General features: G+C 43.6%; 12 protein-coding genes and 1 pseudogene. 9 read left to right on the forward strand and 4 right to left on the reverse strand.

The genetic code is table 11. The annotated features are described in order from the left end of the window. Nucleotides 1-25: 25 nt before the first annotated feature. Together GWI56_RS20405 and GWI56_RS20410 are read right to left on the reverse strand one after the other, a co-directional pair. Nucleotides 26-1,135, reverse strand: coding sequence for an OmpA family protein (locus GWI56_RS20405; protein ID WP_028760930.1), 1,110 nt, complete (start codon nucleotides 1,133-1,135; stop codon nucleotides 26-28). Between the two features lie 238 nt (nucleotides 1,136-1,373). Then, the gene (locus GWI56_RS20410) at nucleotides 1,374-3,740 is read right to left on the reverse strand and encodes a phosphoketolase family protein (RefSeq protein WP_105249944.1); all 2,367 of its coding nucleotides are present in this window, start codon (nucleotides 3,738-3,740) and stop codon (nucleotides 1,374-1,376) included. A 428-nt stretch (nucleotides 3,741-4,168) separates the two neighbouring features. On the opposite strand from GWI56_RS20410, the gene GWI56_RS20415 reads away from it, so the two are divergent. After that, a complete protein-coding gene (locus GWI56_RS20415) occupies nucleotides 4,169-5,611 on the forward strand; it encodes a sodium:alanine symporter family protein (RefSeq protein WP_028760928.1) in 1,443 nt (480 codons plus the stop codon). Nucleotides 5,612-5,739: 128 nt separating this feature from the next. Then, on the forward strand, nucleotides 5,740-6,513 hold the full coding sequence (gene yaaA, locus GWI56_RS20420) for a peroxide stress protein YaaA (protein WP_198573909.1): 774 nt from the start codon (nucleotides 5,740-5,742) through the stop codon (nucleotides 6,511-6,513). A 65-nt stretch (nucleotides 6,514-6,578) separates the two neighbouring features. Here the strand turns inward: yaaA and GWI56_RS20425 are convergent. Next, a pseudogene (locus GWI56_RS20425) lies at nucleotides 6,579-7,983 on the reverse strand (M28 family metallopeptidase). Between the two features lie 136 nt (nucleotides 7,984-8,119). On the opposite strand from GWI56_RS20425, the gene GWI56_RS20430 reads away from it, so the two are divergent. Beyond that, a complete protein-coding gene (locus GWI56_RS20430; protein ID WP_006084975.1) occupies nucleotides 8,120-8,416 on the forward strand; it encodes a metalloregulator ArsR/SmtB family transcription factor in 297 nt (98 codons plus the stop codon). A gap of 63 nt (nucleotides 8,417-8,479) precedes the next feature. Here the strand turns inward: GWI56_RS20430 and rpsT are convergent, their stop codons facing one another. Then, nucleotides 8,480-8,746, reverse strand: a complete 267-nt coding sequence (gene rpsT, locus GWI56_RS20435; RefSeq protein ID WP_011790375.1) for a 30S ribosomal protein S20 — start codon at nucleotides 8,744-8,746, stop codon at nucleotides 8,480-8,482. 252 nt (nucleotides 8,747-8,998) lie between these two features. On the opposite strand from rpsT, the gene murJ reads away from it, so the two are divergent. The 6 genes from murJ to ispH all read left to right on the forward strand — a co-directional run bounded on the left by murJ (nucleotide 8,999) and on the right by ispH (nucleotide 16,316). Further along, nucleotides 8,999-10,558: a murein biosynthesis integral membrane protein MurJ gene (gene murJ, locus GWI56_RS20440; RefSeq protein WP_198573910.1), complete on the forward strand. Its 1,560-nt coding sequence runs from the start codon at nucleotides 8,999-9,001 to the stop codon at nucleotides 10,556-10,558. A gap of 65 nt (nucleotides 10,559-10,623) precedes the next feature. Beyond that, nucleotides 10,624-11,559, forward strand: coding sequence for a bifunctional riboflavin kinase/FAD synthetase (ribF, locus tag GWI56_RS20445; protein ID WP_105249940.1), 936 nt, complete (start codon nucleotides 10,624-10,626; stop codon nucleotides 11,557-11,559). Nucleotides 11,560-11,591: 32 nt separating this feature from the next. Beyond that, a complete protein-coding gene (ileS, locus tag GWI56_RS20450; RefSeq protein WP_198573911.1) occupies nucleotides 11,592-14,414 on the forward strand; it encodes an isoleucine--tRNA ligase in 2,823 nt (940 codons plus the stop codon). A 9-nt stretch (nucleotides 14,415-14,423) separates the two neighbouring features. Then, a complete protein-coding gene (gene lspA, locus GWI56_RS20455) occupies nucleotides 14,424-14,939 on the forward strand; it encodes a signal peptidase II (protein WP_028760922.1) in 516 nt (171 codons plus the stop codon). Beyond that, complete coding sequence (gene fkpB, locus GWI56_RS20460) at nucleotides 14,936-15,358, forward strand: FKBP-type peptidyl-prolyl cis-trans isomerase (protein WP_028760921.1); 423 nt, start codon at nucleotides 14,936-14,938, stop codon at nucleotides 15,356-15,358. Before lspA ends, fkpB begins: the two co-directional genes overlap by 4 nt. A 1-nt stretch (nucleotide 15,359) precedes the next feature. Further along, nucleotides 15,360-16,316, forward strand: a complete 957-nt coding sequence (gene ispH, locus GWI56_RS20465) for a 4-hydroxy-3-methylbut-2-enyl diphosphate reductase (protein ID WP_028760920.1) — start codon at nucleotides 15,360-15,362, stop codon at nucleotides 16,314-16,316. Nucleotides 16,317-16,436: the final 120 nt, after the last annotated feature.

Below are 16,436 nucleotides of genomic sequence, written 5' to 3' on the forward strand. Positions count from 1 at the left end.
GACTTTTTTACTTCAGTAAGTACTATTACTTCAGAACAGGTTGTTTTGTTGTTGTAGTCACGATAGCTTCGATGCGACGGTTCGCAGCGTGAGCTTCTTTTGAATCACCAGCAACCAATGGCTGAGTAACACCGTAACCGTTAGAAGTTACGCGGCTTCCGCTGATACCATATTTCTCTACAAGAATCTTGGCAACGGCGTCAGCACGTTTGTCAGACAATTCCATGTTGTATTCTGGTTTACCTACATTTGAGGCGTGACCTGCGATTTCAACAGTGAAAGCTGGGTTTTTGTTCAAATAGTTAGCTAATCTTTCGATGTCTTTGTAGTAAACATTTTTAACTACAGCAGAATCGTTAGCAAACTGGATTGAACCTACGTCTTCTTTGTTCTTCACGTTTTCATAGATAGTACAGCCAACAGAGTCAACTTTGTGAGTTGCTGGTGTTGCTGGACATTGATCTTTGTCGTCGTAAACGCCATCGTTGTCAGAATCAACCGGTGCTGCTGCAACGACTGCTGCGGCAACTGGAGCTGCTGCAACTGGAGTTCCGAAACGGTAGCTCAGTTCTAGACCCCAGTAGTTGCTATCAGCTTCAACAATATTGTAATCATCATTTAAGTTTTCATAACGACGATATTTAGCTTGTAATTTTAAGTTGTCAGTGAAGTTATAACCAACACCAGCACCTAAATATGGAGCAAAATCATTTGTACTGTATTTGCTCGACGTTACACCATTGTTTTGGCTGTTTTCGAGTGAATAGTACATTGCACCAGCTTCAGCTGATAGGCTCCAGCGGTTAGCTAGTGGCCAAATACCAACTAGACCAAGTGTAGAACCTTTTACGCTTGCATCATTGCTGATACCCGCTGCGTTCCAATCTGCATTACCTAAATCACGGAAGCCGATTTCAGCACCGAAGTAATCGTTGAACATGTAGCCTGCGAAAACATCCCAAGCGTATGGACTGTCTTCACCGTTCTGAGTGGCAACGTGCTCATAGTTATTAACGCCTAAACCGGCACCAACATACCAAGGTGTAAGTTCCTGAGATGCGCTGGCTGCGAGTGGAAGCAGAGATGTCAGTAATACTACTTTTAATGTGTTCTTCATCATTTTATTTACGTCCATTGATTATGATTCTCCACCAATATGCTTTGCTGGTTTTGTGCAAAACATTGCTAGCACTTAGTGTGGGGATCCTTTGATATTTTAGCCAGCGGTTAATTATCACTTGGTTTGTTAACTTTTTCCAGTATTAAGATCAACCTTTTAAAGGTTGCCATTCTGTAACTGGCATTTTTAATGCAAAAAAGGCACTCCGAAGAATGCCTTTAAATTACAATCTAATGTTAATTAGATGTTTCTATTAGCGTGTCCATACCCAATTTTCGATTTCCACTGGGTCTACACCATTCGCTTTAATATAGTTGCGGTGGTCAACTAATCTTTGCAGCATATCAGTGGTAATAGAGACGTGCATAGTTTCATCAATAACACCCTGTTGGAACAGCTTGTAAGCCATATCAATTACAAGGTGATAGCGTGATGTACCGTTACGAACACCCATATCAAATGGCGTTGTTGTTGAACCTTCTTCTTCGTAGCCTTTAATTCTGAAGCGACGGCTGCCTTTGTAATCAAAAATTAACTTTTTGATTGTATTTGGGTAACCATGGTAGTTGAATACCACGCCTTTATCTTGAGTAAATATTTCGTCCATTAACCAAGGTTTTTCTTTAAATTTACGGCTACCTAAGCCATCACTGCTTAATTCAGTGACACTAACGAAGCGGATTTTCACCCTTGGAAGGAGTTCTCTGATTAATACTAGAGAAGCCATACATTCTTGAGTGACATAATCACCACAACCTGCCAGCACAATATCGGGATTCTCATCTGAGGCAAAATCCCACACCATTACGCCGTCTTTTGTTTGTTTACGCGCTTCTTCCAAGCTTAGCCATTGTGGTAATTCTTTTTTACCTGCAACCAGAATATTGAGTTTGTCACGGTCAGCGAAGGCTCGCTCTGTATAAACTAATGTGCTGTTTGCATCTGCGGGTAAGTAAGCCGAGATTATTTTTGGATGTTTCTCCAGCATAGCCCCAAGGAAAGATGGGTTTTGATGTGAATAGCCATTATGATCTTGGCGCTCAAGTAATGAAGATAATACGACATTACAGGCTGGCAGTGGCTTACGGAAATGTACGCCTTGGCTGGCGTAGACATATTTACAGTACTGATCGGCCATCGATGAGATAACTTGTGAGAATGCTTCGTAGGTGGGTAGCATGCCGTGGCGGCCTGTTACTGTGTAACCATGTAGCATGCCAAAAAGTAAGTTTTCAGAAAGCAGTTCAATGACTCGACCTTCACGGGACATATCTTCATCCCAACTCTCAATTGGCCACTGCCATGCACGATCGGTTTCTTCAAATACTGCTTGTAATTGATTTGAATAGGTTTCGTCAGGACTAAAAATACGTAGATTACGTTGGTCGCGGTTTAACTTGAATGCATCGCGCATCCATTCGCCCATTTTTAACATTGAATAGCCACGTTGACCACGTGGTACTTCTGGACCATAGCTGAGTTTTTCAAGATCTGGATTGGTTAATGCTCTAACAACTTCCCCGCCATAGGTTAAATGTTGACGGCCACAGGCAAGTTGCTTGGGTGGGATTAATGAACAAATGTCGGCATCAAAAATCAGTTCGCCTTTTTCATTCATTTGATAGAGTTCTTGGAAGTCGTAACTGGCAAGCCAATTATCCAGTGCATCTAAATGGCCCTTATCAGTGGCACATTTATTGACGATTACTTGATGCGATTCGCAGTTACCTTCTAATTTTTTACCTTTATATTCACTGACACCAGTCCAACCTTTGGCTGTGCGCATTAAAATGACTGGCCATTTTGGTTTAACTACGTCTTCGCCACTGCGTGCTCGACGTTGAATGTCATTGATCATGGTATAAGCGGTATCCATGGCATTTGTCATCTGCACATAGATATCTTCTTCTAATTCGTTATCAACTATGATGGGGAAATAGCCAAGACCACGGAATTCAAGATCCAGTTCTTCATGGCTCATACGGCCCATGCGGGTAGGACCGGAAATCTTATAGCCGTTAATGTGCACAATTGGCAATACTGCACCGCTGGTCGCTGGTGAAACTAAGCGGTTTGCATACCAAGATGCGGCTAATGGTCCCGTTTCTGCTTCGCCGTCACCAATTAAGACGGTTGCGATCAGATCTGGATTATCTAATACTGCCCCCCAGCCTACTGATAGTGAGTAGCCTAATTCGCCACCTTCAAGAATTTGTCCAGGTGCTTCAGGGTTTGCATGTGAAGGATAACCATAAGCGGCAGAAAACTTCTTACAAATATCTTCGATGCCAGTTTCATTGTAGGGAATAGTTTCTGGGTAGAAATGACTTAAAGAGCCTTCAATGAATAAGTTTGCTTGTACAGCAGGAAAACCATGGCCTGGACCGACTAAATAGATAAAAGAGCGGTTATGCTTCACTATCAAGCGGTTAATGTTGGCATAGACAAAGTTAATACCTGGGCAGGTGCCCCAATGGCCAAGTAAACGTGGCTTGATATCAGTATGGGCAAGTGGACGTTTATGTAAGACGTTTTGTTTGAGGTAAATTTGCGAGGTCGCAAGAAAGTTTGTCGCTCTGACATACTTTTTCAGAGCATTGATTTCATGTATTTGTGTCATGTTAAGCCTCACTAAAACAAACAAGAGATGATTGAAGTTTCTATGGGGTTACTATATTTGTAGTTTTATTACAAAAATGTGCCCTACATCCAAATTTTAAAAGTTGTTTTTGCTGTTAAATATAATAGCGCAACTTATAACTTTTGTTAATCTAGCTTTAACAGTAGCTTAGCTAGTGTTGTAAGGCGTGATGTCAATGACGTTTAACTGTGCAAACGCGAGCTTGATCACATGAGCAATTTCGAATACTGTGCTATTTTGCTGCGTTGAATTCGGTAGCCGTGATGTTGTAAATTCACGGAAGGATAATTTGAAAAAATAAATCTACCGAAATTCTTACCTTTAACTTGGAAGGATTCATTCACCACAGATGTTGTACCTTTAATTGCAATTAGAGGAGCATTTGCTACGGGAAGAAGTAAAATAATATGTTAGAAACCATAGTTAATTTTTTGAATGCGCTACTTTGGGGTAAGTTGTTAGTATATGGACTAGTAGGAGCTGGTCTCTATTTCACTATTAGACTTGCCTTTATTCAGTTAACCCACTTTAAACATTCCATCAAAGTTATGACCATGAGTCGGCAAGGTTGCGATAGCGGTCTTTCTTCATTTCAAGTCTTTTGTACAAGTATGGCTGCCCGCGTCGGTGCTGGTAATATGGCCGGTGTTGCTGTTGCTATTGGTGCAGCGGGTCCAGGTGCAGTATTTTGGATGTGGCTTATCGCTATTTTAGGTATGGCGACTGCTATGGTTGAATCAACCTTAGCGCAGGTTTATAAAGTCCGAGATCATAATGGCCAGTTTCGCGGTGGTCCTTCCTACTACATGGAAAAAGGATTGGGTCAGAAATGGATGGGCATTTTATTTGCTGTCTTTTTGATCATTGCTTTTGGTTTAGTATTCAATGCAGTACAAGCTAACACTATTACCGGTGCCATGGAGCGAGTATTTGGTTTTAATCCAACCTATGTAGGGATTGGGCTAGTGATTGCCAGTGGATTTGTGATTGTCGGTGGTCTACGTAAAGTCGCGCGAGTATCTGAATTTCTTGTCCCCATTATGGCCTTAGCCTACATTCTTGTAGCCTTCATTATCGTTATTTTTAACCTAGAACAATTACCTGCGATTATTAGCTTAATTGTGAAAAGTGCTTTTGGTTGGCAAGAGGCTGCCGCTGGCGGCGTGGCTTATACTGTCGCGCAGGCAATGCAAGCGGGTATTGCTCGTGGACTTTTCTCGAACGAAGCGGGCATGGGCAGTGCGGCGAATGTTGCGGCAAGTGCATCGCCTAACCCTAATCATCCAGCATCCCAAGGTTTTGTGCAGATGATGGGCGTGTTTGCGGATACTATCGTTATCTGTACTGCAACGGCTGCGATAATCCTGCTATCAGGGGATATTGGCTCGAGTGATGATGGGATTCGATTAACCATTAATGCCATGTCTGCACATGTTGGCGACTGGGGGGGCGCATTTATTGCGGTGGCTATTTTCTTATTCTGCTTTACATCCATCATAGCCAATTACTCATACGCTGAAACAAATGTGATGTACTTAATGGGAAATAGTACCAAAGCACTGCCTTTATTCCGTTTGTGCGTGCTTGGCATGGTCATGTTTGGTGCCGTCGCTAAGATAAGTTTAGTGTGGAACTTGGCTGACGTTTCGATGGGATTGATGGCGACGGTAAACATTGTTGCTCTATTACTATTATCGGGTCTGGCAATTCGCGTTATCAATGATTATCGCGAACAGATCAAAGCGGGTAAGACTCCAGAATTCGATCGTAGTAAATTTCCTGAGTTGATGGATCAGCTTGATGATGATATTTGGCAAGATACCAGTCTTGTGCCGGCTAAAAAGCTTTAATTAGCCTAGCGCATCGACAATAGGCATTACTGATTGTTGTAATCGAAAAGACCACGCTGTTAAAGCGTGGTTTTTTATGCTCGTTCAGTATCATAGGCATATATTTTTGTTTCTGTTGGGAGTTTTTGATGTTGATATTGGTTTCGCCGGCGAAGACCTTAGATTTTGAACAGCCGCCACTGACGCAGGTGTATTCACAACCTGATTTTTTAACTTATAGTCAGGAGTTGATCCAAGTGTGTCGGCAATTGACCCCTACAGACATCGCCACTTTAATGAAAGTGAGCGATAAAATTGCGGGTTTAAATGCGGCACGTTTTGGGGAGTGGCGGCTAGATTTTAGTTTAGATAATGCAAAACAGGCCATTTTTGCTTTTAGAGGCGATGTGTATACTGGCTTTGATGCTGATACATTGTCTGAAGATGAAATTGCTCGAACTCAGTCACAACTACGTATTTTATCTGGACTTTACGGTTTGCTCAGACCGCTGGATTTAATTATGCCTTATCGTTTAGAAATGGGCACGGCACTTTCTAATCCTAAAGGTAAAAACCTATATGAGTTTTGGGGAGAGACGTTAACTCAAGCGGTAAATGAAACGCTTGCTGAAACGAGTAGTGATATTATTGTCAATCTTGCATCTAATGAATATTTCAAAGCAATAAAGCCTAAAAAACTTCAAGGGCAATTAATTTCACCCATATTTAAAGATTGTAAAAATGGTCAATATAAAGTGATCAGTTTTTTTGCTAAGCGTGCTAGAGGCATGATGGCGAGATATCTCATTACGCATCAAATTAACACTTTAGATGAATTAAAAGCATTTAATGTTGCTGGTTATTATTATAGTGAAGAGCAGAGTTCCCTAACAAATCCAACGTTTTTACGTGAAGAGCAATAGCGAAATATCGATAAGATGTTAATTGATAGAGAACAGCTAATGCTGTTCTCTATATCATTGATGGCCTATTTTTCAGATTGGGTGACTAAAGGCGTTAATGTCACCGTTGAATTTGCCATGATATAAGCAAATTGTGCGTAGGCGGCGACGTTTTGAGCCAATGCGGCAGGGTCGATTTTATCTAAGGTATCATTCGGTGTGTGATGGTAATCAAAATAATCGTGGCCATCTTGCCTCAAAGATGCAACTGGAACACCTAAGGCGGGGAGCATAGACACGTCTGGCCCGCCTGAAGCTTGGTTATTGCCCAGTGCAACGCCATTGAATGACATAGGGCTGAGCGCTTGCTGTACTTCTGTGAATATGTTCTCATTCACTTTAGTGTCGATTTGATAAATTCTACCGGCCCCAAAATCAGACTCTGCAGCTATGTAGTGCAGCGGTAATTCCGCTTTATGAGCCTCTGCATACGCTTTACCGCCAATGAGCCCAACTTCTTCAGCGGCATATAGCACGACTCTAACTGTGCGAGCGGGTTTTATCACGAGATCTTGAATATGCTTGGCTGCAGCCGTCACAATGGCGACACCAGCGCCATCATCAATCGCGCCAGTACCTTCATCCCAGGAATCTAAATGAGCACCAATGAGCACTATTTCATTGGGCTTACTACTGCCCGTTACTTCGGCAATGACATTGTAAGAAGTATTAAAACCTAAGTTTTTTGGCGACATATGCAATTCGAGCAGGGCATTAGGATCGCGTTTTAGCAATGCACCAACCAAATCAGCATCGGGATTTGACATGGCAGCCGCGGGGATCTTAGGCACGCCATCTTGGTAGCGCATGATGCCAGTATGGGCCATGCGGTCATGATCTGTGCCAATAGAGCGGATCACGATAGCAACTGCGCCTTTTTGTGCTGCAGCGACTGCCCCTTTCGAGCGGCCACCAACGCTTTTACCATAACCTTCACCAGTGATATGGCGCTCTGTTTTTTTGGTCAATAAAAACAATCTTACCTTGCACCTCTTCAGGCTTGGCTTGTTGTAATGCCTCTAGGCTATCAAAGCGCGCGATTTTAGCTTGTATACCTCCAGCAGGAGTCGCAATACTGCCACCAAGCGCAGTAATGACCAACGGCTGTTCTACAGGGACGGTGATTTTGGCTTTGGCTTCACCGCGCTCCCAAATTGGCACTTGTACGGCTTCTTTATAAACACGGTCAAAACCAAGGCTGGTCAGTTTATTTATCGCCCAGTTAACGGCGAGGATATCTTTTGGGCTTCCAGCAAGTCTTGGACCCACTTCAACCGTGAGTGACTCGACTAAGTCATAGCTTAATTGCGAAGATAATGCTGCCTGTTGTAATTGAATGACTTCACTAGGGGCAGTTTCTACTTGAGTTTGGCACGCACTTAAACTCCCGATTAAAAGACTCGAGAGAAGTGTAGTTTGATAGGGCTTCATTAGATTTCCTTTATTTTTATTAAGCATGTCCCATTTTTAAAAACAATCTAGCAAAAAGTGTGCTTTATGTCCCGACTATATCCGTAAGGCGACGCTATATTAGCGCAGGGGTTAGTTTTAGGAGAGAAAGTGCGTAATGAATATTGAATTAATGCAGGAGCGAGCCGATCATGCCGTAGTGCTATTAAAGGCACTCGCGAACGAACGCCGTTTATTTATTCTTTGTTATTTATTGAATGAAGGAGAAATGTGCGTTGGCGAAATGAATAAAAAATTAGGCTTAAGTCAATCGGCACTATCACAACATCTTGCTTGGTTACGCAAAGATAATTTAGTAACCACACGCAAAGAAGCGCAAACGGTATTTTATTCACTCAAGAGTGATGAAGTACGGGAGATGATTCACTTATTGAACAACATTTATTGTCATTAATAGTGTTTTTCAGATATAAAAAAACCGGCAATTGCCGGTTTTTTTCATTTGCTATGTTATAGATTAAGCAGCGATTGCTTTGATCTTAGCGTTCAAACGTGCCTTTTGACGAGCGGCTTTATTCTTGTGAATAAGACCTTTAGTCGCCATACGGTCAACGATTGGTTGTGCAACAGCAAAAGCTTCTGTTGCTGTTTTGTGATCGCCTGCTTTAATTGCAGCGATTACTTTTTTAACGTATGTACGTAACATTGAGCGACGGCTGGCGTTATGCTGACGACGCTTTTCAGATTGAAGCGCGCGCTTCTTTGCAGACTTGCTATTAGCCAAGGTGCAACTCCTAAAAACTGGATTTGATACTTTTAAAGGCCGAGGAATATGCCTGCATTTAGTCACTTTGTCAATGACTATGATTGAATATTCATCATAAAGATAAATTAATCCAACCTGCCTTGGCTATCTTCGACCCAACTCGTGTAATATGTGGCGCAATTCTAGCAGCTATTACCGCAGTGTGACAGAGCCTGAATCGATTTTTTGAGATGTATCACCTAATCAATTCGATATGGGTCTGGGGGACGTTTGAGTAGAAAATTATTAAAATCTGGCCTGATTGTTAGTGCTATGACATTGATATCCCGAGTTTTAGGTCTAGTTAGGGATGTGGTTGTTGCTAATTTGATGGGCGCAGGGACAAGTGCTGATGTGTTTTTCTTTGCAAATAAAATTCCTAATTTTTTACGCCGTTTGTTTGCTGAAGGGGCTTTTGCACAGGCGTTTGTACCTGTTTTAACTGAGTACCAAGAGAAACATACCGCAGAAGAGACTCGTGATTTATTGAGTAAAGTTGCGGGCACATTAGGTTTACTAGTGACAATAGTGACCCTTTTGGGGGTGGTTGCATCACCTGTGTTGTCAGCTTTATTCGGTGGTGGTTGGTTCATCGCTTGGCTTAACAACGAGCCAGATGGTGCTAAATTTGAACTCGCTACCGTTGTGCTTAAAATTACTTTTCCTTATCTGTGGTTTATCACATTTACGGCATTAGCGGGCTCAATTTTAAATACCCGAGGCCGTTTTGCGGTATCGGCTTTTACACCCGTTTTTCTCAATGTGGCAATTATTGCGGCGGCTATTTTCTATGCGCCTACATCGACCCAGCCTGAGATTACCTTGGCTTGGGGCGTTTTTTGTGGTGGTTTGATTCAGTTCCTATTTCAAATTCCCTTTTTATTGCGTGAAAATGCGCTCGTCAAGCCTTCTTGGGGCTGGCATCACCCAGGCGTGGTGAAAATCAGAACTTTGATGATCCCAGCATTGTTTGGCGTGTCTGTCTCACAGATTAACCTGCTATTTGATACATTTATCGCCAGTTTTTTGATGACGGGTTCAATAAGTTGGCTCTATTATGCCGACCGTTTACTCGAATTCCCCTTAGGATTGTTTGGGATCGCGATTGCTACTGTGATTTTACCTGCGTTGTCACGAAACCATGTGAATGACGAAAGTGCGGGCTTTGGCAAGACGATGGATTGGGGGATTAAAGCGATTCTACTGCTAGGTCTACCGGCTATGATGGGGTTGATCGTGCTCGCAAAGCCCATGCTGATGGTATTATTTATGCGCGGCGCTTTTTCATTGCATGATGTTGAAATGGCTTCCTATAGTTTGATGGCTTATGGCAGTGGTTTGCTTAGCTTTATGTTGATTAAGGTGCTTGCTCCTGGCTATTACTCTCGTCAAGATACCAAAACACCTGTGCGTTATGGCATTATTGCCATGATCACAAACATGGGCTTTAACTTGCTGTTTGCTATTCCTTTTGGGTATGTTGGACTGGCGATTGCGACTTCGATGTCAGCATTGCTTAACGCCACATTACTATACCGAGGCTTGCATTTAGCTGGCGTTTATCGTGTTTCTAGGCCGACTATGGTGTTTTTTGCTAAAGCCGTGGTCTCTACAGCCTTGATGGTGGTAGTCTTGTATTACTTTTTGCCTTCACAACAAATTTGGTTAGATTGGCATTTGTTCGATCGTGCGAAAGCCTTGATAGGCTTAATTTTAGTTGGGGCAGTCAGTTATTTATTGTGTCTGCTTTTGCTCGGAATTCGTCCTTGGTCAATTAAACGAGGAGCTTGATTGCTGATTCTCATCGCTAGCTGTTATATAATCAGCCGATTTGCGCTTGGCAGTTGTCTAACGTTATGGAATTAATCCGCGGTATACATAACATTTTGTCATCCCACCACGGGTGTGTATTGACTATAGGTAATTTTGACGGCGTCCATCGTGGTCATGCACAAGTGATTGCGAATTTAGTGCAGAAGGCGAAGCAGTTATCGCTGCCATCGACATTAATGACGTTTGAGCCTCAGCCGCAAGAATTGTTTAGCGGCGACAACGCGCCGGCTCGTTTAAGTTTATTACGTGATAAAGTCATTTTACTCGATGAACTCGGGGTTGAGCGGTTAGTGTGTGTTAACTTTAATCGCACTTTTGCTAATCAACCTGCAGAGCATTTTATTGAAGAATTGTTGGTCCGCAAACTGGGTGTCAAATACCTCGTCGTCGGTGATGATTTTTGTTTTGGTCAAGGCCGTAAAGGCAATTTTGAAATGCTAGTGCAGGCGGGTATCCAATATGGCTTTACTGTGGTCAGCACTCAAAGTTTTATGCTGGGCTCGCAAAGAGTGAGCTCGACTGCTGTGCGTGAACAATTGGCGAAGGGCAATCTTGAACAGGCGAGACGCCTATTAGGACATCCTTTTACCTTGAGTGGCCGTGTAGCGCATGGGCAAAAAATTGGCCGCACAATTGGTTTTCCCACCGCGAATATCGCCTTAAAGCGCAATGTTGTGCCGGTACGCGGTGTGTTTGCGGTTAAATGTTATTGGGATAACAGCGATATTTATGAGGGCGTCGCCAATATTGGGTTTCGCCCGACAGTGAACGGTCAAGTGTGTCAGCTTGAGGTGCATCTTTTTGATTTTGAAGGTGACATTTACGGCAAACATGTTGAAGTCGAGTTGGTAGCTAAACTCCGAGATGAGCAACCTTTTGACTCATTGGATGCGCTAAAAAAACAGATTTTAAATGATGCAAATGAAGCCAGAGCTTTATTTGGTAATGATGCAGGCTGAAATTTATCAGTTTAATTAACGGTATAGGATCAATGAGCGACTATAAATTTACTTTGAATTTGCCGGAAACAGAGTTTCCGATGCGTGGTAATTTGGCAAATCGCGAGCCAGAGATGTTAGAGCGCTGGACAAAAGACGGTTTGTATCAACAGATCCGTGATAGCCGAATTGGCCGTACTCCCTTCATTTTGCATGACGGCCCACCGTATGCGAATGGCAGTATTCATATTGGTCACTCAGTTAATAAAATCCTCAAGGACATTATTGTTAAGTCAAAAACTATGTCTGGTTTTGACGCACCTTATGTACCAGGTTGGGATTGCCATGGTTTGCCTATTGAGCTGAAAGTTGAGCAAAAAGTGGGTAAGCCAGGTCAAAAAATCACTGCAGCAGAATTCCGTGAAGAATGCCGTAAATACGCTGCAGAGCAAGTTAACGGCCAACGTGAAGACTTTATCCGTTTAGGTGTGTTGGGTGATTGGCAAAATCCGTACTTAACAATGGATTTTTCGACGGAAGCTAATATTGTTCGTTCTTTATCGAAAGTGATTGAGAGTGGTCACTTGCATAAAGGCGTCAAACCTGTGCATTGGTGTACCGACTGTGGTTCAGCGTTAGCCGAAGCCGAAGTCGAATATGAAGATAAGACATCACCCGCAATCGATGTGGCGTTTGTCGCCGCTGACAGTAAAGCCGTTGCGGCTAAGTTTGGGGTAAGCGATTACTCACATCCTGTCTCTATGGTAATTTGGACGACCACGCCATGGACGCTACCAGCGAACCGCGCCTTGTCTTTGAGTCCTGAGCTGGATTACAGCTTAGTCGAATTCGAAAAAGACGGTGTGACGCAAGCGCTTATTTTAGCTGAAGTCTTGGTTGAATCTTGCCTGACTCGCTATAACATCGAAAGCCATACTGTGCTTGGTACAACCAAAGGCGCCGCGCTTGAGCTTGTCCGCTTTAATCACCCGTTCTTGGATTTTGATGTGCCTGCAATTTTAGGTGATCACGTCACTACTGATGCGGGTACCGGTATCGTTCATACTGCCCCAGGTCACGGTCAAGACGACTTTGTTGTTGGTCAAAAGTACGGCTTAGAAGTCGCAAACCCTGTTGGCGACAACGGTGTATACAAGCCTGATACTGAGTATTTTGCTGGGCAACATGTTTTTAAAGCTAACGATAACGTCGTAGCTTTGCTGAGAGAAAAAGGTGCCTTGCTGAATCACGTGGCTTACCGTCACAGCTACCCACATTGCTGGCGCCACAAAACACCGATCATCTTCCGTGCGACACCGCAGTGGTTCATATCTATGGATAACCACGGCCTACGCACGCAAGCATTGAAAGAAATCGAACAAACCCAATGGATCCCTGATTGGGGTCAAAGTCGTATCGAAAAAATGGTTGAAAACCGCCCTGACTGGTGTATCTCACGCCAACGTACTTGGGGTGTGCCTATCACGCTGTTTGTGAACCGAGAAACCGAAGAGTTACACCCTGATAGCGTGTCGCTGATGGAACGCGTGGCGAATCGTATCGAACAGCAGGGTATCCAAGCTTGGTGGGATCTTGATACCGCAGAATTGCTGGGTGATGAAGCGGAACAATACCGTAAAGTCACTGATACTTTGGACGTTTGGTATGACTCTGGCTCAACCTTCTCATCAGTGGTAGCCGCACGTCCTGAATTCCACGGACACGGGGTTGACTTGTATCTTGAAGGTAGCGATCAACATCGCGGTTGGTTTATGTCATCTTTGATGATTTCAACCGCAATGAATGGCAAAGCACCGTATAAGCAAGTGCTTACCCACGGTTTTACCGTTGATGGTAAAGGCCGTAAGATGTCAAAATCTATTGGTAACGTGATTGCACCACAAACGGTAACCAACAAATTAGGCGCCGACATTCTGCGTTTATGGGTTGCGGCAACAGATTACAGCGGTGAGATGACGGTTTCAGACGAAATCTTAAATCGCAGTGCCGATGCCTATCGTCGTATTCGCAACACTGCGCGTTTCTTATTAGCCAACTTAAACGGTTTCGAGCCCGCTAAGGATTTAGTGGCCGTTGAAGATATGGTGGCGTTAGATCGTTGGGTTGTTCGTCGTGCCGCTGCGCTACAACAGGAAATCATCGAAGCCTATGATCAATATAACTTCCATATAGTGACTCAAAAACTGATGCAGTTCTGCTCGGTTGAGTTAGGCAGTTTCTATTTGGATATCATTAAAGATCGCCAATATACGGCTAAGCAAGAAGGCCATGCACGCCGTAGTTGTCAATCGGCGCTGTATCTGATCTCTGAGGCCATGGTGCGTTGGATTGCGCCAATTCTAAGCTTCACTGCTGACGAAGTATGGCAATTACTGCCTGGCGAGCGTGATGCTTATGTCTTTACCCAAGAATGGTATCAAGGCTTGAAATCAGTCACCTTAGCGACTGATTTGAGCGATGACTATTGGCAGCAGTTGCTAACCGTGCGTAATGAAGTCAACAAAGTGATTGAACAAGCTCGCCGCGACAAACGTATCGGTGGCTCATTAGAAGCTGAAGTGACCTTGTTTGCGGATGCTACCTTGACTGAGCAATTAACCCATATCGGCGATGAGCTGAGATTTGTGTTGTTGACTTCTGAAGCCAAAGTATTGCCTTTAGCCGATGCGACATTGGAAGCGGTTGAGACTGAGTTGGCATCATTGAAATTAGTGGTTGCTTCAAGCACTGCCGAAAAGTGTGAGCGTTGTTGGCACCACAGAGAAGAGGTTGGTACTATTGAGGCTCACCCAACACTTTGTACTCGCTGCGTAACCAATATTGAAGGTGACGGCGAAGTTCGTCAGTTTGCGTAAAGGATCTGTATGCCATTAACTTGGAAAGACAGTGGCTTACGTTGGTATTGGGTAGCTGTATTGGTGTTTTTAGCCGATCAGCTATCTAAGCAATGGGTCTTAGCCAATTTTGATTTGTATGAATCAGTGAAATTATTGCCCTTCTTTAATTTCACTTATGTACGTAACTATGGTGCAGCTTTTAGTTTTTTAAGTGAAGCTGGAGGTTGGCAGCGCTGGCTGTTTACGATTGTTGCGATTGGATTCAGTACGTTATTAACTGTGTGGTTGCGTAAGCAATCGTCTTCTTTGTGGAAACTGAATCTAGCTTACACCTTAGTGATTGGTGGTGCTTTAGGTAATTTAGTCGATCGATTGATGCATGGTTTCGTGGTTGATTTTATCGATTTCTTCTGGAATAAGAGCCATTATCCAGCATTCAATATTGCCGACGCTGCTATTTGTGTCGGTGCAGTGCTGATTATTTGGGATGCATTTGTAAGCGATAAGTCTGAAGCTGATAGCGCTGAAGGGGTTAAAAAGTGACTGTGACACGTTCATTATTATGCCACATGAACATTGTGCTTGCTGATGGCTCAACTGCCGATAGCACTAAAGCCTCGGGTAAACCGGCTCGATTAAATGTGGGTGATGGTACTTTAAGTCCTGCATTTGAGGCGCAGCTGGTGACGCTTGCTGAAGGTGATAAGCACAGTTTCACGCTTGAAGCGATTGATGCCTTTGGCGAATCCAATCCTGATGCTATCCATTATCTAGATCGAAGCCGTTTTCCGGCTGACATGAGTTTAGAGGCTGGCGTGATTGTGAGTTTTGCAGGCCCTGGTGGTAGTGAGATCCCAGGTATTGTCCGTGATGTTGCGGGTGATTCCATCACAGTCGATCTTAATCATCCTCTGGCAGGACACAAGATCACTTTTGAACTGGACGTAGTAAAGGTATTTTAAGATGAAACTCGATCCTACTAGCCCAAGTTTAAACATTATGCTCGCTAACCCGCGAGGTTTCTGTGCGGGTGTTGATCGTGCTATCAGTATTGTTGAACGGGCGTTGGAATTATTTTCGCCGCCTATTTATGTTCGCCATGAAGTCGTGCATAACCGCTATGTCGTGCAGAATCTGAAGGATCGCGGTGCGGTTTTTGTCGAAGAGTTAGATCAAGTGCCGGATAACAACATTGTTATCTTCAGTGCCCATGGTGTATCTCAAGCGGTGAGACAAGAAGCTAAGGCGAGAGGGCTGAGAGTCTTTGATGCGACGTGTCCTTTAGTGACTAAAGTACATCTTCAGGTGACGCGTGCCAGCCGCAAAGGTATTGAGTGCATCCTGATTGGCCATGAAGGGCACCCTGAAGTCGAGGGTACTATGGGTCAATACGATAATCCTAATGGTGGAGTTTATCTGATTGAATCGCCTGCTGATGTTGAAGCTTTGGAAGTGCGCGATCCCAATAATCTCTGCTTCGTGACACAAACTACTTTGTCTGTAGATGATACTTTGGACATTATTGTTGCGTTACAGAAAAGGTTTCCCTCTATAGAAGGTCCGCGAAAAGACGATATTTGTTATGCAACGCAGAATCGTCAAGATGCGGTACGCAATTTATCTGCAGACGTTGATTTGTTGATTGTTGTTGGCTCAAAGAACAGCTCTAACTCTAATCGTTTACGCGAGCTAGCATTGAAAACAGGAACTCAGTCTTATCTAGTGGATACTGCAGATGATGTTGAGTCTAGTTGGTTTGATAATGTTACACGTGTAGCCGTCACCGCAGGAGCTTCAGCCCCCGAGGTCTTAGTCCAACAAGTGGTTCAAGCAATCGCTAAACTTGCCCCTAGTGTTGTGACTGAAGTTGAAGGGCGTAAAGAAGACACTGTTTTTGCTGTGCCAGCCGAATTACGTTAAATCTGTGTACTGTTTAATCGACAATAACAAAGAGGCTATAAGCCTCTTTTTTATTGTCATCCCAAAACCACCGCCTCTGGCGGTGGTGATTGTTCCTTGAGGCTATAGCCTGAATTACGC

Origin of the sequence: Shewanella sp. DW31 (genome assembly GCF_015767295.1) — a bacterium.
Lineage (GTDB): Bacteria > Pseudomonadota > Gammaproteobacteria > Enterobacterales > Shewanellaceae > Shewanella > Shewanella oncorhynchi.